We start from the raw sequence: 21,245 nt of genomic DNA on the forward strand, positions 1-21,245 counted from the left end.
GCCGGTATCCGAGGTTTGACGGAGTGTGAGCACATCGGGTGGAGATCCCGCACGCACCCTTGCCGGAGCGGCGACTTTCGGTTTTCTTGACCTCCATGGCGGACACCACGGGACCCCCCACGGGAAACTCCACGCACACCGAGGCACCATCCGGCATCGACAACGCGTCTCCTCGCAAGTCCAGTTGGAAGTACATCGGCCCCGGCATCGTCGTCGCCGCCACCGGCGTCGGCGCCGGTGACCTGGTGGCCACCCTCATCGCCGGCAGCAACTTCGGCTACACCCTGCTCTGGGCGGCGGTCGTCGGCTGCCTGGTCAAGATCTCGCTGGCCGAGGCGGCCGGCCGATGGCACCTCTCCACCGGCCGCACCCTCTTCGACGGCTGGGCGAGCCTCGGCCGCTGGACGACGTGGTTCTTCGTCGTCTACGTGATCGTCTGGGGCTTCGTCTACGGCGCGGCGGCGATGTCGTCGAGCGCGCTGCCCCTCCAGGCGCTGTTCCCGGACGTGATGGACCTCGAGGCGTGGGCCGTCGCCTGCGGCCTCGTGGGCCTGGTGTTCGTCTGGTTCAACAAGTACGCCGTCTTCGAGAAGGTCATGACGGTCCTGGTGGGTGTCATGTTCGTGGTGACGGTGTACCTGGCGGTCCGGGTCACCCCCCACCTCGGTGACGCCTTCGCGGGCCTCCTCCCGGTCCTGCCGGACGAGAAGGACTCCGTCCTCAACACCCTCGGCCTGATCGGCGGCGTCGGCGGCACGATCACCCTCGCGGCGTACGGCTACTGGGTCAACGCCAAGGGCTGGACGAACACCGGCTGGATGAAGGTGATGCGGCTCGACAACCGGGTCGCGTACGTGACGACGGGCGTCTTCGTCGTCGCCATGCTCTTCGTCGGCGCGGAGCTGCTGCACTCCGCGAACGTGGCGATCGCGAGCGGCGACAAGGGGCTCGTCCAGCTGAGCGACATCCTGGAGGCGAAGTACGGCACGGCGACCGCCAAGTTCTTCCTGATCGGCTTCTTCGCCACCTCCTTCACCTCCCTGATCGGCGTCTGGCACGGCGTGAGCCTGATGTTCGCCGACTTCGTGGCCCGCTACCGGGGCCGCGGCGACGCGAGCGGGGCGGAGGTCGCCTCCGGCGAGCGGGAGCGTTCCTGGCCCTTCCGCGCCTATCTGCTGTGGCTGACCTTCCCGCCGATCGTGCTGCTCTTCCAGGGCCAGCCGTTCCGCTTGATCATCCTGTACGGCGTGCTGGGCGCGGCCTTCCTGCCGTTCCTGGCCGGGACGCTCCTGTGGCTGCTCAACTCCTCCCGAACGCCCGGTGAGTGGCGCAACGGACCGCTGAGCAACGCGATGCTGGCGCTGGCGGGACTGCTGTTCCTGGTGCTGTGCGTCAAGCAGATCTGGGACCAGCCGTGGTCGGAGTTCTTCTGACCGGCCCGTTCGCGCGGGACCACCTCCGGGCGGCCGGTCGAGCGGCGGGTCCGGGCCCTCGGAACCCGACGTGCCGGCGGGGGCCCGGCCCCGGGGCCGGGCCGTTCGTGTTCCCCGCCCTCAGCCCCCGAGGACGTCCCAGTCCGGGCTGAGGGCGATCTTCCGCAGCTGGGCGACGGTGAGCGGGGGCGCCGGGCGGGTGGCGGCCGTCGACTGGCTGCTCGCGTTGAAGGCGCTGATCACCACGCGCCTGCCGTCGCTGCGCATCGTGTCGGCGGTCCACATCACGACCCCCTCGCCGCCCTTCTCGCCGGGCCCCTGGCGGGTGGCGACGCGGGTGCCGTCGGGCAGGGTCTCGGCGTCGGAGCCGTAGAGCCGGCCGGCGGCGTCGGACATGTTCAGCTGGAGGTTGACCTGGAGGTAGCTCTCCCCCTTGCCGTCGTCCACGACGGCGTAGGCGAAGCCCTCCTGGCCGCCGCTCGAGACGATCTTCAGTTTCTCGGGGAGCGTCATCCGCAGGACGGAGAGCATCCGCCGGGACGGGACGTCCGGTTCGGCCCGGGGAGCCGAGGGGGCCGGCTTCACCGACTCCTCGGGGACGGCGGCGATGATCCGCCGCCATTCGGCGGCCGTGGCCAGGGTCTTCAGCTGTGCGGTGGTCAGCGGCGGTTCCGGACGGCTGACCGGCTTCCCCTTCTCCGCGGCGGCGTTCCACTCGACGACGCTCACATGGTGCCCGGCCGGGGTGACCAGGTCCGCGCCCCACGCCTTGGTGTCCTCGCGGCGGTCGGGATACTCGTAGCCCTGGTAGACGGTGAGCGCGGATCCGTCGGACAGCAGCTCGGTCCGGCAGCTGTCGAGGCCCGTCTGCTCACCGTCCGGGCAGGGCATCACGGCGGCGGACGGATTGACCTCGCCCGCGTCCGCCGGGATCCGGTCGAGCCCCACCGAGACGGACCCCTCGCCCTTGCCGTCGTCGAACACGCCCACCGCGAGCGGGGGCAGGCCTTCACCCGTGCCGCGCGCCGCCGTCCTGCCGAACTTCCCCTTGGGCAGCAGCTTCTGGAGCGTGCGGACCACGTCGTCGGCGGAGTAGGCGGGTTTCGTGCCGCTGCCGGTCGCGGCGACGGAGGAGGGCCGTGGGGCGGGCGCACCGTCCCACGGCACGAGCAGCGCCCCGCCCACCCCCACGAGGGCGAGGGCCGCCGTGCTTCCCGCGATCGTGGCGCGGCGCTGCAACTGCATGCGCCGGCCGCGCGCCGCCCCGGCGGTGGAGAGGCCGGTGCGGGGGGAGTCGAAGGTCCCGCCCGCCTGGCGCAGGGCGGCGGAGAGACGGTTCTCGAAGGGATCGCCGTGCTGGTCTGCGGGCATGGTGAACCACCGTTTCTACGGGCTTGGAGTGAAGTCGGAGTGAGGAGGCGGGTGGCGGTGTTCTCGTGGGCCGTTGTCCGGGGCCGATCTCAGGTCTCAGCGGCCGTTCTCAGGGGCGGGCGTACTCGGAGATGTCCTCGCCCAGCAGTTCCCGCAGCCGTCCCAGCGCTCGTGTGCACCGCGTCCGCACGGCCGCCGAACTCGCGTTCATCGCGCCCGCGGTCTCCTCGATCGAGCGGTCCTCCCAGTACCGCAGGACCACGACCGCCCGGTCCTTGGCGGGCAGCCGCCCGAGCGCCTGCATCAGGGTCAGCCGCAACGGTGTGTCGGTGCCGTCGCCGTCGGCCACGTCCGGGAGCTTCTCCACGGCCCGCTCGCGGCTGCTGCGGCGCCGCTGGTGGGCGAGGAACGCGCGGGTGAGGACGGTCTGCGCGTACCCCGCCGGGTTGTCGACCCGGGACACCCGCCCCCAGCGCACGTAGAGCCTGCCGAGGGTCTCCTGGACCAGGTCCTCGGCGAGGTGCGTGTCCCCGGCGGTGAGCAGACACGCCGACCGGTAGAGGTGGCCGGTACGCGCCGCGGCGAACTCGGCGTACTCGTCCGCGCGGGCGGCCTGCCTCATGAATGTTCCCCCTGTGTCGGCTGCCGTGCTGTCCTCACCCCACTAATGCGGTGGAGCGCGTGAAATGTTTCAGAGGAGACCGAAAGTGGCCGCACAGGATCACGGGGGTACTTTTCCGTTGTGACAGACCAGCCGCGGCCGACCCCGCCACCGCAGTCCCCGCCGCCGGGTTTCGGCCCGCCTCCGCCGCAGTACGCCCCCCGGTACCCGCAGCAGTACGCCCCGCAGGCGCCGCCGCCGGCGGGTCCGGAGTTCCTCGCGGTCGACAAGCGCAACTCGGTCGTCGTGGACGCGGTGGGCGTCGCCTTCGAGATGTACGACATCACGGTCGAGTTCCCCTGGCCGGAGATCCGCAGCGTCCACTACAGGGCGAGCCCCGACGGCAAGGCACTCATGGTCGCCGTGGTCCACGTTGACGGCCGGGTCTACGAGTGCGTGGTGACGGCGAAGCCGAGGGAACGGTTGCGGGGCTGGTTCGCGCAACTGGCCTGGGTGCTGGGCCACTACCGGCCGCCGGGGCACTGAGGGCGGACGCGCGGGGAGGGTGCCGCTCCACGGTCGTCCCGTGGAGCGACACCCTCCGCCTTCGTCACCTGCGGCCGGTCACCCGGTCACCTCTCGCCCGTCACCCGGCCACCCGATGCCGGTGACCGCGCACGGACCCGCCGCTACGGCAGTGCGTGCACGTGCGGACCCACGGCCGCCGACCACGCGTTGCCCGCCGACGCGTCCCAGTTCGTCGACCACGTCATCGCGCCCCGCAGGCCGGGATAGGTCTTCGACGGCTTGAAGGAGCCGCAGCCGGTGCCCTTGGTCAGGCAGTCCAGGGCGTTGTTGACCACCGTCGGCGACACGTAACCGCTGCCCGCGCCGCTCGTCGAGGCCGGCAGGCCCAGACCCACCTGGGACGGGTCGAGGCCGCCCTCCAGCTGGATGCAGGCCAGCGCCGTCAGGAAGTCGACCGACCCCTGGCTGTAGACCTTGCCGTCACAGCCGAGCATCGAACCGCTGTTGTAGTACTGCATGTTGACGACGGTGAGGATGTCCTTCACGTTCAGCGCCGTCTGGAAGTAGCCGTTCGACGTCGACTGCATGTCGATCGTCTGCGGGGCCATCGTCAGGACCAGGCCGGACCCCGCCTTCGACGACAGCGACCGCAGCGCCTGTGACATGTACGTCGCGTTCAGGCCGTTCTCCAGGTCGATGTCGACGCCGTCGAAGCCGTACGTCTGCATCAGCGCGTACACCGAGTTCGCGAAGTTCGCCGCGGAGGTCGGGTCGCTCACCGAGACGGTGCCGTTCTGGCCGCCCACCGAGACGATGACCTTCTTGCCGGCCGCCTGCTTCGCCTTGATGTCCGCCTTGAACTGGTCGACCGTGTAGCCGCCGAGGCCCGCCGAGTCCAGGTTGAAGATCACGGCGCCCGGCGTCGTCGTCGCGTCCGCGAAGGCCACGGCGATGATGTCGTACTGCGAGGAGACGGCCGAGATCTTCTGGACGGTCGCACCGTTGTTGAAGTTCTGCCAGTAGCCGGTCACGGCGTGCTTGGGCACGGTCCCGCCGCCGGTGCCGCCCGTGGTCGTCGTGCCGGTGACCGCCGTCGACTTCACCGACTCGCCCGCCGCGTTGGTCGCCGTCACCTGGAAGGTGTACGACGTCGCGGCCGCGAGGCCGGTCACGGTCGCCGAAGTCCCCGTCACCGCCGTGACCTTCGTACCGCCGCGGTAGACGGAGTAGCCGGTCGCGCCGGAGACCGCGTTCCAGGCGAGGGACACGGACGACGAGGTCGTGCCCGACACGGCCAGGCCGGCGGGCGCGCCGGGCACCGTCGGGGCCGGGTCGCCGCCTCCGCCGCCGTCGGGGCCGTACACCGACACGTCGTCCGCGTAGTACGCCGCCTGGCCGTACCAGCCGTGCGTGTACACCGTCACCGAGGTGGTCGACGCGCCGGTGGTGAAGCTCGTCGACAGCTGCTTCCACGCCGTCGAGTCGGGCGTCCAGGTCGAGACGTCCGTCGTGCCGGTGCCGGTCACGCCCAGGTAGGTGTAGCCGCCCTGGACCCACGCGCTCAGCGTGTACGTCGCGTTGGGCTTCACGGCCACCGTCTGGGCGCAGCGGGCGTTGTCCTGCCCGGCCGGGGTCGCCTTCAGCGCGGCCGCGCCGGCGTGCACCGGCGAGGAGACGGTCGTACCGCTGCCCGCCGAACAGGTCCAGTTGGCCAGGCCGGACTCGAAGCCGGCGTTCCTGGCGTTGTTCAGGTCCGCGGCGGACGCCTGAGCCGCGCCCGTCATGGACAGGGCGAGGGCGGCGGCGAGGACGCCCGCGGCTCCCGACCCGAGTCGTGTCGTTCGTTTCTGTGGGGACATGACAGTAAGTTGGTCCAGACCAATTCTGTTGTCAAGAGGTCCGGCCGTGGAGGGCCGGTGGAGGCCGCGCATGCGTAACCTGCCCCGGTTTGACGGTACTTGCGCGAAGAAGAGTTGCTTGGCAGCCAGGGAAAGCTGTTCTCCGGCCACAGAGGCGTGGATACAGTGCTGAGGTAGTCACGCAATGAAGTCACCCCGGTGCACCGGAGTAACGCCGGTGGGCCGGACCGCGGGAATCGGGGAGCTGCGCGTGCCAACAGCCATTGCCGTGACCGGAGCCGACATGGCGCTGCCGCCGCAGGACGAACGCACCCTGCCCGCCACCGTCCTCGCCGACCTGGACCGACTGCCGCTGGACCGTGCCCTCGCCGACGTCCAGGCCCTCGTCGACCAGTACGGACACGTGGTCGTCGTGTACTCGCGGTCCGTGCCCGCCGCCGTCGAGCAGCGGCTGCACACCATCCGCTCCCTCCTGGAGAGCGATCGCATCGCGCTCTTCCGCCCCGACCTCCCGCCGCTCGCCGTGGCCGTCCTCGCCCGCCAGCTGCGTCAGCTGGCCTCCTGCGACCTCGGCCCCGGCGTCCTCGCCTCCGCGGGCCGGCTGCTCACCCACTACCTCCACGCGGGCGCGCTGCTCGGCTCGGTCGCCCGCCTCGACCGGGTCCCCGTGGTCGGCCTGAAGTCGCATGCCAGGTCATGGGTTCCGGGTAGTCAGTTCGGTGTGCTCGCCCACCCGCAGCCGGAACTGGTCAAGGCCACCCCCGAGACGGTGCTGCCCGGACCGGAGTTCGGCACCTGGCTGCTCGTCGCCCGCGGGCCGTTGCAGTCCGACTGGGTCACCGAGGTCCTCGCCCCCGCCTGGAGTGTCCAGGGACTGCGCGAGACGCACCTGCCCGCCGAGTCCGCCGACTGGTGGGGCACCGGCAAGGCGATCGAGTTCTGCGCCTACCTGCCCGACCTGTCGGTCCTCTACCAGCTGGTCACCTCCGTCCGGCAGGGCGTCTGCCACTGGTGCGGCATCGACGTCATCGGCGACCGCTGCGTCTTCTGCTCCGCGACCCCGCCGCCCGCCTCCGACCTCACCGCCCGCCCCGCCGCCCGCGCGCTCACCGCGGGCGACCGAACCAACCGGACCGAACCAGCCCGACCGAACCAGTCGCACCGAATCGGCTAGACCGAACCAGCTCGACCTGAGCGCCCGTTCCCGTCCGCTCGACCCGACCCCCAACGAGGTTGCACGGTTCATGAACTCCCGTCAGCGCCGCGGCGTGATTCTCCTGCTCCTGTCGGTCCTGTGCGCCCTCGGCGCGTTCGCCGGCGTCCTCTCCGTCATCGACGACGTGAAGTCCAAGGTCGGCCCCGAGGTCACGGCGTACGAACTGCGCTCCGACGTGGCGCCCTACACCACCCTGAACGCGGGCCAGTTCAAGAGGATCGAGATGCCGGAGCGCTGGCTGTCGGAGAACGCGGTCACCGACCTCGCCGCCATCCGCGGCAAGATCGCCGTGACGACGCTGAAGAAGGGCTCCCTGCTCCAGAGCGACATGATCGTCGACCAGCCCGCCCTGCAGCCGGGCCAGCAGGAGGTCGCCATCATGATCGACGCGGCCACCGGAGTCGCCGGCAAGATCACCCCGGGGTCGTCCGTCAACGTCTACGCCACCTTCGAGGGCGCCCGCGAGAGCGACCCCGACCAGTCGAAGATCATCGTGACGAACGCCCGGGTCCTCGACGTGGGGGAGCTGACCGCTCTGAAGCCGGACGAGGGCAACCGCAGCCAGTCGCCCACCGACGCGGTCCCCATCACCTTCGCGCTGTCCACCCTCGACGCCCAGCGCATCACCTACGCCGAGTCCTTCGCCAAGCGCGTCCGCCTCGCCCTCGTCGCGCCCGGCGGCGACACCACGGTCCCCGACCAGGACCGCACCTACGAACTCGTCACGGACAAGTGAGAGGCCGCCGCCCATGCCCACGAGGATCCTCCCGGCCGTCGGCGACGCGGACGCGGTCCGTTCCCTCACCACCCTGCTCAGCCAGCTCCCGGACGCCGAACCGGTCGCCCCGGTGTCCGACTCCACCCAGCTCGTGGACACCCTCGCCCGGCTCGCCGCCGAGTCGGTCGACGAACTGCCCGAGGTCGTCGTCGTCCACGAACGCATCGGCCCCGTGCCGGCCCTGGAGCTGGTCCGGGAGGTCGCCCTGCGCTTCCCGGCGGTCGGCGTCATCCTGGTCACCACCGACGTCGGCCCCGGTCTCTTCGCCGCCGCCATGGACTCCGGCGCCCGCGGCCTGGTCACCCTCCCGCTGAGCTACGAGGACCTCGCGAGCCGCGTGCACGCCGTCGCCCAGTGGGCGGTCGGCGTACGGCGCCATCTGGGCCACGGGGCCGACGTGTTCACCGGCGTCGGCGGCACCGTCGTCACGGTCAGCGGCGCCAAGGGGGGCGTGGGCGCCACGCTCACGGCCGTCCAGCTCGCCCTCGCCGCCCAGGCGTCCGGTCGCCCCACCGCGCTCGTCGACCTCGACCTCCAGTCCGGAGACGTCGCCTCCTACCTGGACGTCCAGTTCCGCCGCTCGGTCGTCGACCTGGCCGCCATCACCGACATCTCGCCCCGCATCCTCGCCGAGGCCGTCTTCCGGCACGACACCGGCGTCGCACTCCTGCTCGCCCCGGCCGAGGGCGAACGCGGCGAGGAGGTCACCGACCGCGCAGCCCGCCAGATCCTCGGCGCCCTGCGCTCCCGCTACGAGGTCGTCGTCGTCGACTGCGGCGCCCAGCTGAGCGGCGCGGGCGCGGCCGCCGTCGAACTGGCCGAACGGGCGCTGCTCGTCACCACCCCCGACGTCGTCGCCGTCCGCGGCGCCAAACGCACCGTACGCATGTGGGACCGGCTCCAGATCCGCAAGGCCGAGGAGACGACCGTCGTCGTCAACCGCCACACCCGCGCCACGGAGATCCAGCCCCAGCTCATCCAGAAGATCACCGGCACGGGGATCGCCGTGACCACGATCCCCGCCAACTTCCGGGAACTGCAGGCCGCGGTCGACGCCGGCCGGGTGCACGCCCTCGACGGCAAGGGCACCGTCCGGCAGGCCCTCTGGGCGCTCGCGGCGGAACTGGGGCTGGTCAAGGCCCCGGAGACCGCCCTCGTGCGCAGGGCCGGCGGCCGGGCGCGCGGCGGGGACCGGGGCGCGGCCGGGTTCCGGCGGCGGAGGGAGTGAACGGCATGTGGGGACATCGGGCGCGCGACCGGGGCCAGGTCACCATCGAGTTCCTCGGCATGACACCGCTGATCATCGTGACCTTGGTGGTGGTGTGGCAGTTCGTCCTCGTGGGGTACACGTTCACGCTCGCGGGGCATGCTGCCGACGAGGCCGTGCGGGCGGGGACGGCGGCCCCTCCGGGGGAGCGGCTCGAGGCGTGCCGGGAGGCGGGCCTGAGGGAGCTCGGGGACGCGTGGAAGGGGAACGCCGTGGTCGATTGCGGCGGCAGCGGTTATGTCACGGCGGACGTCTCCCTCAAGGTGCCGGTGCTCTTCCCCGGCACCATCGACTTCCCGTTCACGGTGCGCGGTCACGCGGGCGCCGTCGAGGAAGAGGACGGCGACTGAGATGGCGTACCGACGCCGCCCCCGCGGGCGAACAGCGACGGGAACAGGCGCGCACTCCCGCGACCGGGGCCAAGTGGCCCTGGAGTACCTGGGGTTCCTGCCCCTCCTGCTGCTGGTCGCGCTGGGAGCCGTGCAGCTCGGCCTGATCGCCTACGCGGCACAGCAGGCGGGTACGGCGGCCCGCACCGGGGCCCGCAGCGCGTCCCTCGACGAGGACTACGGCGCCGACTGCGCGCAGGCCGTCAGCAGTTGGCTGGACGTGAGTTGCAGCGCGGCCGGTCTGGGCGACGAGGTGCGGGTCACCTCCACCGTCACCATCCCGTCCGTCATCCCCGGCATCGGGGACTTCGGCCAGGCCCACAAGACGGCCACCATGCCGGTCGACCACTGAGGGAAGGGCATCCGACATGAGCCTGCGGGCACGCATCACATCCCCCGAGGAGAACGGCGGCCGGGGCGAGGACGGCCACCTGGTGACCTCCTACCGCGCCAAGCTGCTGGAGGAGATCGACCTCGCCGAGATGAGCTCGCTGGCGGCCGCCGAGCGCCGGGCGCGGCTGGAGCGGGTGCTGGGGCACATCATCAGCCGCGAGGGCCCGGTCCTGTCGACGGTGGAACGCTCACAGCTGATCCGCCGGGTGGTCGACGAGGCACTGGGCCTGGGCATCCTGGAGCCCCTCCTGGAGGACGCGTCGATCACCGAGATCATGGTCAACGGCCCCGACGCGATCTTCGTCGAACGGGGCGGCAGGGTCGAACAACTCCCCCTCCGCTTCGCCTCGAACGACCAGCTGATGCAGACGATCGAACGCATCGTCTCCACCGTCAACCGCCGCGTCGACGAGACGAACCCCATGGTCGACGCGCGGTTGCCGTCGGGCGAACGGGTCAACGTCATCATCCCTCCGCTGTCGCTGACCGGCCCCACCCTCACCATCCGCCGCTTCCCGCGGTCCTTCACGCTCCACGAACTGATCGGCTTCGGCTCGCTGGACGAGCAGATGCTGTACCTGCTGGCCGGTCTCGTACAGGCCAAGTTCAACGTGATCGTCTCCGGTGCGACGGGCACCGGCAAGACGACGTTGCTGAACGCGCTCTCGGGCCTGATCCCGGACGGCGAACGCATCATCACCATCGAGGACTCGGCGGAACTCCAGCTCCAGCAGTCGCATGTGATCCGCCTGGAGTCCCGGCCCCCGAACGTCGAGGGCAACGGCCGCATCACCATCCGTGACCTGGTCCGCAACTCCCTGCGGATGCGCCCGGACCGGATCGTGGTCGGCGAGGTCCGGGGCGGCGAGTCGCTCGACATGCTCCAGGCGATGTCGACCGGCCACGACGGCTCCCTCGCCACGGTCCACGCCAACAGCGCGGAGGACGCCCTGATGCGTCTCCAGACCCTCGCGTCGATGTCGGACGTCGAGATCCCCTTCGTCGCGCTGCACGACCAGATCAACAGCGCGGTGGACGTCGTCGTCCAGCTCACCCGCTTCGCCGACGGCGCCCGCCGCATCACCGAGATAGCCGTGCTCGACAGCCACGGCGGAGAGCCCTACCGGCTGGCGACGATCGCCCGCTTCAACGCCCGGCCGATGGCCGCCGACGGCCGCGTCCACGGCGCCTTCGAGTACTTCCCCCTCCCGCGCCGCACCGCGGACCGCCTGTACATGGCGAGCCAGCCGATCCCGCAGGCCTTCGGCGTGGCGCGCGCGGCACACGAACTGACGACAAGGGAAGCCCGGTGACGCTGATGGACCTCGAGACCCTGATCACGCTCACCACCGGCGGCACCCTCCTGACCTGCGGCCTGGCCGTCGCGGGACTGCACGCGTACGTGCGAGGCCGGGACCGGCGGGCGGAACTGGTGGAACGCCTCTCCTCCACCGGCCGGCTCCCCGGCACCGGCCGCCGACGCCGCTTCCGCACCCTGGACCGCCGGCTGCGCCGTACGGAGACGGGCCGCAGGCTGGAGCTGAAACTGGCGGCGACCGGCCTGGACGTGACCCCCGGCGAGTTCCTCGTCTACATGGTGGCGGCGGTGGCCGGCCTGTGGCTGGCCGGGCAGGCCACCCTGGCCCCCTTCTTCGGCCCGATCGCCGGACTCCTCGGCGTCTGGGCCGCCTGGCAGTTCCTCAACTGGCAACGTCAGAAACGCATCGAGAAGTTCATCAACCAGCTCCCCGAACTGGCCCGCATCCTGGCCAACGCCACCCATGCGGGGCTGGCGCTGCGCACCGCGATCGGCATGGCGGCGGAGGAGCTGGAGGCGCCGGCCGGCGAGGAACTCGGCAAGGTGGCCAACCAGTTGGCCGTGGGCCACTCGATGGACGACGCCCTGGGTGAACTCGCCGACCGGCTCCCCTCCCGTGAACTGGTCGTCCTCGTCACCACCCTGGTCCTCTCCAACCGGGCCGGCGGCCAGGTCGTCGGCGCCCTGCGGAACCTGACGGAGACGCTGGAGGAACGCAAGGAGACCCGGCGCGAGGTCAGGACCCAGCTGTCGCAGGTCAACATGACGTCCTACGCGGTGCCGATCCTGGGGGTCGGGGCGTTGTTCCTGATGAACAGCGTCGAGGCCGGAACGCTGGACCGCATGACGGGCTCGGCCGTCGGCCAGGCCTGCGTGATCATCGCGTTCGGCCTCTACGCGATCGGCTTCGTCCTCATCCGCCGTATGTCCCGAATCGACGTCTGAGCAGGAGGTGACGCAGGGGATGGAACTGCTGCTCGCACTCGCCGTGGGCCTCAGCGTCTGGGGCATGTTCGCCGGCATCCGCATGTACCGGGCCGACGTGAAGCTGCCCAGCGACCTCGCGCTGGCCCTGGAGGTCGGCTCGACACGTACCGGCGTCGTCGGCTCGCTCGTCGACCGCATGGGCATGCGGTACGCCCCCGCCGTCCTGCGTCTGATGGGCCCCAAGCAGGTCACCCGGTACCGGCGCAGGATAGACCTCGCGGGCAACCCGGGCGGCCTGACGATCGACCGCTTCGCCGCCCGGCGTGCGGTCTACGGCGGGATCGGCGCCCTCGGCGCGTTCGCCGCCCTGCTCCAGGGCAGTTTCTTCGTCGCGCTGCTCATGCTCGCCTTCGGCGTGTTCTGGTCCGAGGTCGGCATCTGGTCCGCGATCCGGGTCCGCAAGGACGCCATCGAACGGACCCTGCCGGACTTCCTCGACGTCCTCGCCGTCGTGGTGAGCGCGGGGCTCGGCTTCCGGCAGGCCCTCGACCGGGTGGCGTCCCGTTACGAGGGCCCGTGGGCGGACGAGATCCGCATCACGCTGCGTCAGATGGACCTCGGCGTGAGCCGCCGCGAGGCCTTCCAGGAGCTGCGCCGCCGCAACGACTCCGAGCAGGTCGCCATGTTCGTCACGGCGCTCCAGCAGGGCGAGGAGCTCGGCGCGCCGATCGTCGACACGCTCGTCTCGATCGCCAAGGACATGCGCCGGACGGACGCGCAGAACGCCCGGCGCAAGGCGGCCCGGGCGGTCCCCAAGGCCACGCTGATGATCACCACGTTCATGGTCCCGGCGACGATGCTCCTTCTCGGCGCCGGGATGCTGCTCGGCTCCGGCACGGACTTCAGCTCGATCACGGGCGAGTAGGCGGACGGGATGACGGCCATGACGACGGCGGCGACGAGCGCGCGGGCGACCGCGACGGCGAGGGTGCGCGGCGCGGTACTGAAGCGCCGCCGCCCGAGTCAGCCGAGAAACACGACCGCGCCGAGCGCGGCCCGGGAGGGCGCGGCGCCGGGGAGTGCGGCACCGGACGGTGCGGCACGGGACGGTGCGGCACGGGACGGTGCGGCAGCGGCGACCGTGACACGGGAGAGCACTGCACAGGAGGGCGCGGCGCGGGAGGGCACTGGGCGGTGGAGCGCGGCACCGGAGAACACGGCACGGGAGGGCGCGGCGCCGGTGGACTCGGCACCGGAGAAGACCGGGCCGGTCGGGACCGTCACCTCGGTGTCGATACAGGAGAACGTCCCGCTTCAGGTCAACGCGCTGCAGGCGATGTGCCGCCAGGTGTTCGGCTTCCGACTGGCCATGATCGCGCTCGCCGCCCCCGCGGCCCTCCTCAACGCCGCCCCCGGCCTGGGCACCCGCCTGGTGGGCGCTTCCGTGGTCGTCACCTTCATGGGGTCCTACGTCCTCTTCCGCGACTGGGAGCGCTTCGGTCCCCTTCTCCTGCGCCACCCGTCCCTGCTGGCCGTGGACACCCTGTTCGGCACCCTGCTGCTGATCTCGGCGGGGCCGGACACCACGCTCGCCTACGTCAGCGTCTGCACCCCGCTGCTGGCCGGCATCGTCTACGGCTGGCGGGGCGCCGCCTGTTTCGCCTCCCTCCAGTCGCTGATCCTGCTGCTGGTCCACGCGACCCTCGTGCAAGAGCCCGGCGTCGGCCTCGCCGAGAGACTGCTGCTGCCGGGCCTCTGCGTCATCACCGGCGCGATGGGCTCGTCACTGCGCCAGCTCATGCTCCGTTTCGGCGCGGCCACCCACGCCCTGACCACCGTCAAGGCCCGCCTGGCCGGCACCGAGGCGGTCGCGGCCGAACGCGCCCGACTGGCCCGTGAGATGCACGACTCCGTGGCCAAGACGCTGCACGGGGTGGCTCTCGCCGCCGACGCCCTGGCCCATTCGGCGGGGTCGCCGGGGATGGACCCGGTCATCGTGCGGCAGCACGCCGAACTGGTCGCCAGGGCCGCGCGCCGCGCCGCCGCCGAGTCCCGCGAACTCCTCACCGACCTCCGCCGGGAGTCGGACCCGGCGCAGGACGTCGACCTCCTGCCCGAACTGGCTGCCCACGCGCACGAGTTCGGGGACCGGACGGGTCTGCCGGTCAGCTACCACGCCTCCGGCGACCGGGCGACGCTCCCCGTCCCGCCCGCCGTGGCCCGACAGCTCCTCACGATCACCTCCGAGGCCATGGAGAACGCCCACCGTCACGCGGCCCCCACGCATGTGGAGGTGCGAGCGGCCGTGAACGGCGAGCTCCTCACCCTGAGCGTGTGCGACGACGGCCGTGGCCTCCCGCCCGGAGCCACCCTGGAACAGCTGCGCCGCACCGGCCACTTCGGGCTGGTCGGGATGACCGAGCGGGCCGCCTCCGTCGGCGCCCGCATCCGCATCGGCCACGGCCACGACTGCCGGGGCACCGAGGTGCGTCTGGACATCCCAGTGGCCGCGCTCTCAGAGGAGGTCGTCTGATGCCGGACCGACCGCCCCACCGTCCCGGCGCCGAGCAGCCGCTGTTCCCGCCCCCGCCCAGGCCGTGCCCCGTACGCGTGGTCGTGGCCGACGACAACCCGGTGGTCCGCGCGGGCCTGACCGCCCTGCTCTCCGGCCGGGAGGACATCACGGTCGTCGCACAGGCGGCGGACGGCCGCGAGGCCTACGAGGCCACCCGTCGGCACCGCCCCGACGTGGTCCTCCTGGACGTCCGCATGCCCGGCGTGGACGGCCTCTCGGCCCTTCCGCACCTGGCGCGGATCGCCCGGGTCGTGATGCTGACGTACAGCCACGAGGCCGAGATCGTCCAGGAGGCGCTGCGCGGTGGGGCCGGGGGCTACCTCGTCCACGGCGAGTTCACCGTCGAGGAGCTGGCGTCGGCGGTGCGGGACGTCACCCGGGGCCGGGCCCACTTCACCCCCACGGCGGCGACAGCGGTGCTGGCGCACCTGCGAGACGATGCGACTGCACACGCAAAAGCGGACCCATACCCCTTACTTTCTGCGACTTCCACGGAAGCGCTTTCGCAGTTGCAACCAACCGTGAGACAGTCGTCGTCGGTAGTCAGGGCGAGGTTCCAACTCAGCGCGAGGGAGGCGGAGATCATGGACCTCATCGCGTCGGGCATGAACAACCAGCAGATCGCCGCCACCTGCTTCATCAGCGAGAAGACGGTCAAGAACCACATCAACCGCATCTTCGCCAAGCTGCACAGCACCAGCCGCTCCGAGGCCGCGGCCAAGTGGCTGGGCACGGCGGTGACCTCATGAGGGTCGACCGGACATCGCGCCCGAGGTCAGAATGGGCCCGGGATTGGGCCCACGGACCCTTCTCCGAGGCGGACACCCGGTCTTACGTTGCGGGTCACGCCACCGATGGAGAGGAACGCCATGAGCGACCTGCTGCTGAAGACCGTCGTCGCGGCCGGGGTCCGGGTGAGCGGCTGGACGAACACGACGGTGCGGGCCGTACGGCGCCGCGCCGACAACGACAGGGGACAGACCGCCGTCGAGTACCTGGGCATCATCGCGGTGGTGGTGGCGATCGTGGTCCTGATCGCCAACACGAACCTGGGCCAGACGATCGTCGACAAGCTCACGACCCAGATTGGCAAGGTGGCCCCCTGACACGACCGCGCAGGCGCACGTACGGCGACGCAGGGCAGGTCTTCCCCATCTACCTCGTGGTGGTGGCGGGCCTGCTCTTTCTCGCGTTCGCGTACTTCGCGGTCGGACAGGCGGCGGTGAACCGCAACGGCGCGCAGACGGCGGCCGACGCGGCGGCGCTGGCGGCGGCGCAGGAGACGAGAGACCAGCTCGCGGGCAAGTGGGTCGACGCCGTCCTCGACCCCACGCAGTGGCAGGACATCTTCGAGGGAGAGGTGGGATTGGCTCCCGCGTGCTGGCGCGCCTATGAGCTTGCGGCGCAGAACGACGCCAGTGTGGGCGCCTGTCGGGACGGCCTGCGGACCACAGTCGAGGTCCAGGCGAACAAGTCGGCGGGGGACTCCGTGATACCCGTGACGAGCACCACGAGGGCACACGCCTTCGCCACCGCCGTGGTCGATTCCCTGTGCACGTTCGAGCCGCCGGTTCAGCCGTCGGGCGAACCCTCCGGTGAACCGTCCGGCGAGCCGTCGGGGCCGCCGGGCGAGGATGCCGAGGACGACGTGCTGCCGAAGCTCACCTGCGAGGACGGGAAGAACTGGGAGCTGGACCCGGACGATCTCACCGATCTGCCGGGGCCCGAGGATCTCTTCGACGTCCACCTGGCCACCGACTGACGTGCGATCGACGAGTGCAGAAAGAAGCGGAGTGATGAGCATGCGGTTCACTGCTAAGGCCCGCAGGGGGATGGTCGCGCTCGCGGTCGTGACCGGTCTGGCAGTCGCCTCGGCCGCCTGCGGCGGCGGAGGCGAGGGCGACAAGAAGCCTCAGAGCTCCTCATCCGCCTCGCGAACCGGTGGATCGGAGCCGAACCCGCAGGAGGGGCAGTCGGAGGAACCGATCGCCGAGCTGAAGGGCCCGAGCGGGCTCCTGCTCCAGATCACCTCGGCCGTGCGCGACTCCGGCGGCTTCGTCACTGTGAACGGCTCACTCAAGAACGACAGCGGCACGTTGGTCACGATCCCGTCCGCTCTGAGCGGCAACGAGACCGAGATCATGAACAACGGACGATCCCTCGGCGGTGCGACTCTCGTCGACTCCAAGAGCAAGAAGCGCTACTACGTCCTCCGCGACACCGAAGGCCGCCCCCTGACGACGACAGGGTTCTCGACGATCAAGGCCGGGGAGTCCATCGACGTCTTCCTCCAGTTCCCCGCTCCCCCCGCGAGCTCGACGGACGTGTCCTTCCAACTCCCGCTGTTCCCCAGCGGGGTCATCAAGATCTCCGGGTGAGGCGATCATGACCCCACGTCTCACTCTGGTGGTGGCCGCGGCCACCCTCGTGATGATCGGTACGGTGCCTGCCGCCCAGGCCGACACCACCCCCAGCGTTCCCCCCGGCACCGAACCCACCGCCACCGCGCCCGTCGAGGTCGACCCCAACGACCCCGACCTCAAGCTGCCCGATGGCGGCACCCTGGCCGAGCCCAAGGTGCTCGACATCAAGCAGGTCGTCGAGGACGAGTCGGGTGACGAACGCCGGGAGGACACCAACGCGGACGTGACGTTCGCGCTCCAGGCCGAGGTCCTCTTCGGCAAGGACAGCGCGAAGCTCGGCGCGGCGGCGAAGGCCCGTATCGGCACGATCGCCGCGGAGATCAGGAAGCAGAACAACCCCACGGTCGTCCGGGTCTTCGGCTTCACGGACAACCTGGGCTCCTCCGCTCACGGCGACGTCCTGTCGAAGCAGCGGGCGGACGCCGTGCAGGCCGAACTCGCGGGCGAGCTGAACGACCCGGACATCACCTTCGAGGTCCGCGGCTACGGCGAGCAGTACCCCATCTCCGACAACTCCACCGAGGCCGGCCGCAAGAAGAACCGCCGGGTGGAGGTCACGTTCCCGCGTACGGCGGGCTGACCGTCACCTCCACCCGCACCCCCGCCCGCAGACCCCACCCTTCCATCGCGCCGGCCGCCGCCTCCAGCACATGCCGGGACCGCAGCCGGGGCAGGCCCAGCCGCCCCGGCCGCATGGTGCGGACGGCGATCACGCGGAGCCGCCGGTCCAGATACGCGACGTCGATCGGCATGCGCATACGAAAGGTGTGCACGCTGCCGGCGGGCGACAGCAGCATCGCCCCGTCCACCGAGTCCCGGCCGAGCAGCCCCCGGGTACGGGCCCGGTAGGAGGCGGCGATCTCCAGGGGCACCCGAAGGCCGCCCTCGTTCGCGGCCCCCTCCCGGTCCCCGCCTCCGCCCTCGCCCACCACGAGTTCTCCCCACCCGTCCCGCCAGCGCGCCATCCCCGTCTCCCCTCGGTCGTGTCACTACCCTCTTCACCCTCTGGATCCTTCGCACCGTAGCGAGCCGGGACACGAAGAGGGGACCGTCGTATGAGGAAGATCGTCGTGATCATGTCGGTGTCCCTCGACGGATACATCGAGGGCCCGGACCGCGACATCTCCTGGCACCAGGTCGACGACGAACTGCACCAGCACTTCAATGACATGGTCGGAGAGCTGGGCGCCCTGCTCAGCGGCCGGACCACGTACGAGCTCATGGCCGCGTACTGGCCGACCGCCGACGCCGATCCGGACGTCCCCGCTACGCTGGCCGAGTTCGCCGCGATCTGGCGCGAGATCCCCAAGATCGTCTACTCGCGGACGCTGGAACACGCCGACTGGAACACCACGATCGTCCGGGAGGTCGTCCCCGAGGAGGTCGCGCTGCTCAAGGAGCAGGCGGGCGGCGACCTGGGGCTCAGCGGCGCCGACCTCATCGCCGCGTTCCTCCGCCACGACCTCGTCGACGAGTTCCGCGTCTACGTCCACCCGGTACTCGTCGGCCGCGGCAAACCCCTGTTCCCGCACACCGACGTGAGCACTCCGACCACACTCCGCCTGACCGGGACCCACCGCTTCGGCAACGGGGTCGTGCTGCTGCGCTACGTGTGACGGGCCGCCGAAAACCGGAGGCACCCCAGCGGCCCCTCTGCCACCATCCCCGTATGGACGACAAGGGCGACGGCAAGGGCCGGGACACCGGTCACGGCAGCGACCACGCGGACCCCGTCTTCGAGGCCCTCCTCGCCGAAGGGGCCGCCGTCCCCACCGAGGGGTGGGACTTCTCCTGGTTCGAGGGGCGGGCCACCGAGGCACGGCCCTCCTGGGGGTACGCGATGTCGCTGGCCGGACGGCTGGCGGGCGCGGGCGCCGCGCTCGACGTGCAGACCGGGGGAGGGGAGGTCCTGGACTTCGCGCTCGGCCGGGCAGCCCCCAAGGCCCCCGTGCTCACCGTCGCGACCGAGGGCTGGCCCGCCAACGTCGCCAAGGCCACCGCCCTGTTGCGCCCGCGGGGCATCGCGGTCGTCGCGTCCCCGGAGGACGCCCCGCTGCCCTTCGCGGACGCCACCTTCGACCTGGTCGCCAGCAGGCACCCGGTGCGGCCCCTCTGGGACGAGATCGCCCGGGTGCTCAGGCCCGGCGGCAGCTACTTCGCCCAGCACGTCGGCCCGCGCAGTGTCTTCGAGCTCGTCGAGTACTTCCTCGGGCCGCAGCCGGAGGGCGTCAGCGGCGTCCGGCATCCCGAGCGCGAGCGCGCCGGGGCGGAGGCGGCGGGGCTCGAGGTCGTCGGCCTGCGGACGGAGCGGCTCCGTGTCGAGTTCCACGACATCGCCGCCGTGGTCCACTTCCTGCGCAAGGTGGTGTGGATGGTCCCGGGCTTCACGGTGGAGGCCTACCGGCCCCAACTCCGCGCCCTGCACGAGCGGATCAGCGCCGACGGCCCCTTCGTCGCGCACAGCACCCGCCACCTCTTCGAGGCGCGTCGCCCGTAGCGCGGGATTGGCCAGGAACGGTCCTCCGCCTCCCCCGGACCCCGGACGTCGTGTCCACGGGGTTTCCACATCGTTATCGCGGTCGGTTCATAGCCCCTGCCGACCTCGCGTAAGTTCTCCCCTAGGCAATTCGCGTGCGCAAAGCTGCGTGGACGTCACCGCGCAGTGGAGGGGGCTGCGCGGTGACGGCCGCGTCAAGTGGACGTTCGCGGCCGGGGTAGCCCGTCGGAGGGACAGCCGGGCGAGTGGCCGCCGGAGCCTCAAAGTGCTCCAGAACCTCAGCTTTCCTCGGTGATCGGGACCATTCCCCTGGGAATCAGTTGTGTTCCGGCCATGACCCACCCATGAACCACGCATTCCGCGACCACCGCCGCGTCGCCGCCCGACTCCGGAGAGTAGTTGTGGCGCGCCGATGCACGCAGCATCACTTACGAAGGGTTATGGTGGAAACCCCCCCTCGGGCCGGTCCGTCTCCCCCCCACGGACCGGCCCGTTTTTTTGCCCCGGCACAGTCGCCCGTGCGAGGGCCGGCCCTCCCACCCCCGTCAACACCCCAGGCCCCGCGGGGGTAGGCTGCGCCCCGCGGGGACCGCACCGTACGGAGGGGCTGACAATCACGTGAACCTGCGCGACAAGCTGCGCGGCCTTCTGGTCAGGCTGTACGCACGCCGGGTGGAAGGTCACCTGGACCACGCTCAGGTGCCGAAGCACATCGGCGTCATCATGGACGGCAACCGACGCTGGGCGAAGGCCTCGGGTTCCACCACCGAGCACGGACACCGCGCCGGTGCGGAGAAGATCGAGGAGTTCCTCGGCTGGTGCACCGAGACGGACGTCGAGGTCGTCACCCTCTGGTTGCTGTCGACGGACAACTTCGACCGCCCCGAAGACGAACTCGTCCCGCTCCTCGGCATCATCGAGGACGTCGTGCGCACCCTCGCCGCAGACGGCCGCTGGCGCGTCCACCACGTCGGCACCCCCGACATCCTCCCCTCCGATGTGCAGACCGCGTTGAAGGTCGCCGAGGAGTCCACCTCCCACGTCGACGGGATACTGGTCAATGTGGCCATCGGCTACGGCGGCCGTCAGGAGATCGCCGACGCCGTGCGCTCGATGATCGTGGACGCGGCGGACCGGGGCACCTCGATGGAGGACCTCGCCGACTCCGTCAGCGTCGACCTGATCGGCCGCCACCTCTACACCGGCGCCCAGCCCGACCCCGACCTGGTGATCCGTACCAGCGGCGAGCAGCGGTTGTCCGGATTCATGCTGTGGCAGACGGCCCACGCGGAGTACTACTTCTGCGAGGTCTTCTGGCCGGCCTTCCGCAAGGTCGACTTTCTGCGCGCCCTGCGCGACTACGCGGCCCGCCACCGCCGTTACGGCGGCTGAGAAACCACTCGGCGGAACGCGGCGGACGCCCTCGAAGGGCGTCCCGTGTACCCCGCCAGGGGCGGAAGTAACGAGGAGTTCACCGGTGCGCCGTCATAGGCCGTGGCATGGCGGCGCCCGTTCGAGGGCATAAGCCAAGCAGGTCGACGCCCGAACCACGGGTGTCGGATCTCAGCGGGCGGCACGGGGCCGTCCGCCCGGGAGGCCCTTTTGCACCAGCCCGACCGTGCGGTCACGGCACGGAAGAAGCAGCGGGGGGCCGGTTCTCGGCCCGTGCG

23 protein-coding genes are annotated in these 21,245 nt (G+C 71.1%); 19 read left to right on the forward strand and 4 right to left on the reverse strand.

All coding sequences use genetic code 11. From position 1 onward, the window contains the following. Positions 1 to 95: 95 nt before the first annotated feature. Entirely contained in the window at positions 96 to 1,433 is a 1,338-nt protein-coding gene (locus QF030_RS26705; RefSeq protein WP_307165142.1) for an Nramp family divalent metal transporter, read from the forward strand. 120 nt (positions 1,434 to 1,553) lie between these two features. Here QF030_RS26705 and QF030_RS26710 read toward each other — a convergent pair whose 3' ends face one another. Beyond that, entirely contained in the window at positions 1,554 to 2,804 is a 1,251-nt protein-coding gene (locus QF030_RS26710) for a hypothetical protein (RefSeq protein WP_307165143.1), read from the reverse strand. Between the two features lie 109 nt (positions 2,805 to 2,913). Beyond that, positions 2,914 to 3,426: a SigE family RNA polymerase sigma factor gene (locus tag QF030_RS26715; protein ID WP_307165144.1), complete on the reverse strand. Its 513-nt coding sequence runs from the start codon at positions 3,424 to 3,426 to the stop codon at positions 2,914 to 2,916. 120 nt (positions 3,427 to 3,546) lie between these two features. On the opposite strand from QF030_RS26715, the gene QF030_RS26720 reads away from it, so the two are divergent. Beyond that, on the forward strand, positions 3,547 to 3,951 hold the full coding sequence (locus QF030_RS26720; RefSeq protein ID WP_307165145.1) for a hypothetical protein: 405 nt from the start codon (positions 3,547 to 3,549) through the stop codon (positions 3,949 to 3,951). Between the two features lie 143 nt (positions 3,952 to 4,094). Here the strand turns inward: QF030_RS26720 and QF030_RS26725 are convergent, their stop codons facing one another. Continuing rightward, positions 4,095 to 5,792: a chitinase gene (locus tag QF030_RS26725; protein WP_307165146.1), complete on the reverse strand. Its 1,698-nt coding sequence runs from the start codon at positions 5,790 to 5,792 to the stop codon at positions 4,095 to 4,097. Between the two features lie 250 nt (positions 5,793 to 6,042). On the opposite strand from QF030_RS26725, the gene QF030_RS26730 reads away from it, so the two are divergent. The 14 genes from QF030_RS26730 (at position 6,043) to QF030_RS26795 (ending at position 17,658) form a co-directional block, all read left to right on the forward strand. Continuing rightward, positions 6,043 to 6,966: a hypothetical protein gene (locus QF030_RS26730; RefSeq protein WP_373428809.1), complete on the forward strand. Its 924-nt coding sequence runs from the start codon at positions 6,043 to 6,045 to the stop codon at positions 6,964 to 6,966. A gap of 70 nt (positions 6,967 to 7,036) precedes the next feature. Beyond that, on the forward strand, positions 7,037 to 7,744 hold the full coding sequence (gene cpaB / locus QF030_RS26735) for a Flp pilus assembly protein CpaB (RefSeq protein ID WP_307165147.1): 708 nt from the start codon (positions 7,037 to 7,039) through the stop codon (positions 7,742 to 7,744). Positions 7,745 to 7,757: 13 nt separating this feature from the next. Next, on the forward strand, positions 7,758 to 9,014 hold the full coding sequence (locus QF030_RS26740; protein WP_307165148.1) for an AAA family ATPase: 1,257 nt from the start codon (positions 7,758 to 7,760) through the stop codon (positions 9,012 to 9,014). Between the two features lie 5 nt (positions 9,015 to 9,019). Further along, positions 9,020 to 9,403: a TadE/TadG family type IV pilus assembly protein gene (locus QF030_RS26745; RefSeq protein WP_307165149.1), complete on the forward strand. Its 384-nt coding sequence runs from the start codon at positions 9,020 to 9,022 to the stop codon at positions 9,401 to 9,403. A 1-nt stretch (position 9,404) separates the two neighbouring features. Further along, the gene (locus QF030_RS26750; RefSeq protein WP_307165150.1) at positions 9,405 to 9,794 is read left to right on the forward strand and encodes a TadE/TadG family type IV pilus assembly protein; all 390 of its coding nucleotides are present in this window, start codon (positions 9,405 to 9,407) and stop codon (positions 9,792 to 9,794) included. A 16-nt stretch (positions 9,795 to 9,810) separates the two neighbouring features. Continuing rightward, on the forward strand, positions 9,811 to 11,148 hold the full coding sequence (locus QF030_RS26755; RefSeq protein WP_307165151.1) for a CpaF family protein: 1,338 nt from the start codon (positions 9,811 to 9,813) through the stop codon (positions 11,146 to 11,148). A 5-nt stretch (positions 11,149 to 11,153) separates the two neighbouring features. Further along, on the forward strand, positions 11,154 to 12,098 hold the full coding sequence (locus QF030_RS26760; RefSeq protein ID WP_307167709.1) for a type II secretion system F family protein: 945 nt from the start codon (positions 11,154 to 11,156) through the stop codon (positions 12,096 to 12,098). Between the two features lie 19 nt (positions 12,099 to 12,117). Further along, entirely contained in the window at positions 12,118 to 13,005 is an 888-nt protein-coding gene (locus QF030_RS26765; protein WP_307165152.1) for a DUF5936 domain-containing protein, read from the forward strand. A 9-nt stretch (positions 13,006 to 13,014) separates the two neighbouring features. Next, positions 13,015 to 14,613, forward strand: coding sequence for a sensor histidine kinase (locus QF030_RS26770; RefSeq protein ID WP_307165153.1), 1,599 nt, complete (start codon positions 13,015 to 13,017; stop codon positions 14,611 to 14,613). After that, entirely contained in the window at positions 14,613 to 15,404 is a 792-nt protein-coding gene (locus tag QF030_RS26775; RefSeq protein WP_307165154.1) for a response regulator, read from the forward strand. The genes QF030_RS26770 and QF030_RS26775 overlap by 1 nt, the downstream gene beginning before the upstream one ends. A 120-nt stretch (positions 15,405 to 15,524) precedes the next feature. After that, positions 15,525 to 15,761: a Flp family type IVb pilin gene (locus tag QF030_RS26780; protein ID WP_307165155.1), complete on the forward strand. Its 237-nt coding sequence runs from the start codon at positions 15,525 to 15,527 to the stop codon at positions 15,759 to 15,761. Then, a complete protein-coding gene (locus QF030_RS26785; RefSeq protein ID WP_307167710.1) occupies positions 15,758 to 16,417 on the forward strand; it encodes a pilus assembly protein TadG-related protein in 660 nt (219 codons plus the stop codon). The genes QF030_RS26780 and QF030_RS26785 overlap by 4 nt, the downstream gene beginning before the upstream one ends. A gap of 34 nt (positions 16,418 to 16,451) precedes the next feature. Then, the gene (locus QF030_RS26790; RefSeq protein WP_307165156.1) at positions 16,452 to 17,033 is read left to right on the forward strand and encodes a hypothetical protein; all 582 of its coding nucleotides are present in this window, start codon (positions 16,452 to 16,454) and stop codon (positions 17,031 to 17,033) included. 7 nt (positions 17,034 to 17,040) lie between these two features. Further along, positions 17,041 to 17,658, forward strand: coding sequence for an OmpA family protein (locus QF030_RS26795; protein ID WP_307165157.1), 618 nt, complete (start codon positions 17,041 to 17,043; stop codon positions 17,656 to 17,658). Here QF030_RS26795 and QF030_RS26800 read toward each other — a convergent pair. Beyond that, on the reverse strand, positions 17,633 to 18,043 hold the full coding sequence (locus QF030_RS26800; RefSeq protein ID WP_307165158.1) for a DUF192 domain-containing protein: 411 nt from the start codon (positions 18,041 to 18,043) through the stop codon (positions 17,633 to 17,635). The genes QF030_RS26795 and QF030_RS26800 overlap by 26 nt on opposite strands. Before the next feature lie 90 nt (positions 18,044 to 18,133). Here QF030_RS26800 and QF030_RS26805 point away from each other — a divergent pair, with 90 nt between their 5' ends. The 3 genes from QF030_RS26805 (at position 18,134) to QF030_RS26815 (ending at position 20,967) form a co-directional block, all read left to right on the forward strand. Further along, positions 18,134 to 18,694 carry a dihydrofolate reductase family protein gene (locus QF030_RS26805; protein WP_307165159.1) on the forward strand — a complete coding sequence of 187 codons (561 nt, stop codon included), beginning with the start codon at positions 18,134 to 18,136 and terminating at the stop codon, positions 18,692 to 18,694. 53 nt (positions 18,695 to 18,747) lie between these two features. Beyond that, positions 18,748 to 19,575, forward strand: a complete 828-nt coding sequence (locus QF030_RS26810) for a class I SAM-dependent methyltransferase (protein ID WP_307165160.1) — start codon at positions 18,748 to 18,750, stop codon at positions 19,573 to 19,575. A 618-nt stretch (positions 19,576 to 20,193) separates the two neighbouring features. Continuing rightward, positions 20,194 to 20,967 (forward strand): isoprenyl transferase, encoded by a 774-nt coding sequence (locus tag QF030_RS26815; RefSeq protein WP_307165161.1) that lies wholly within the window; start codon positions 20,194 to 20,196, stop codon positions 20,965 to 20,967. Positions 20,968 to 21,245: the final 278 nt, after the last annotated feature.

This window comes from Streptomyces rishiriensis, from assembly GCF_030815485.1.
Classification (GTDB): Bacteria; Actinomycetota; Actinomycetes; order Streptomycetales; family Streptomycetaceae; genus Streptomyces; species Streptomyces rishiriensis_A.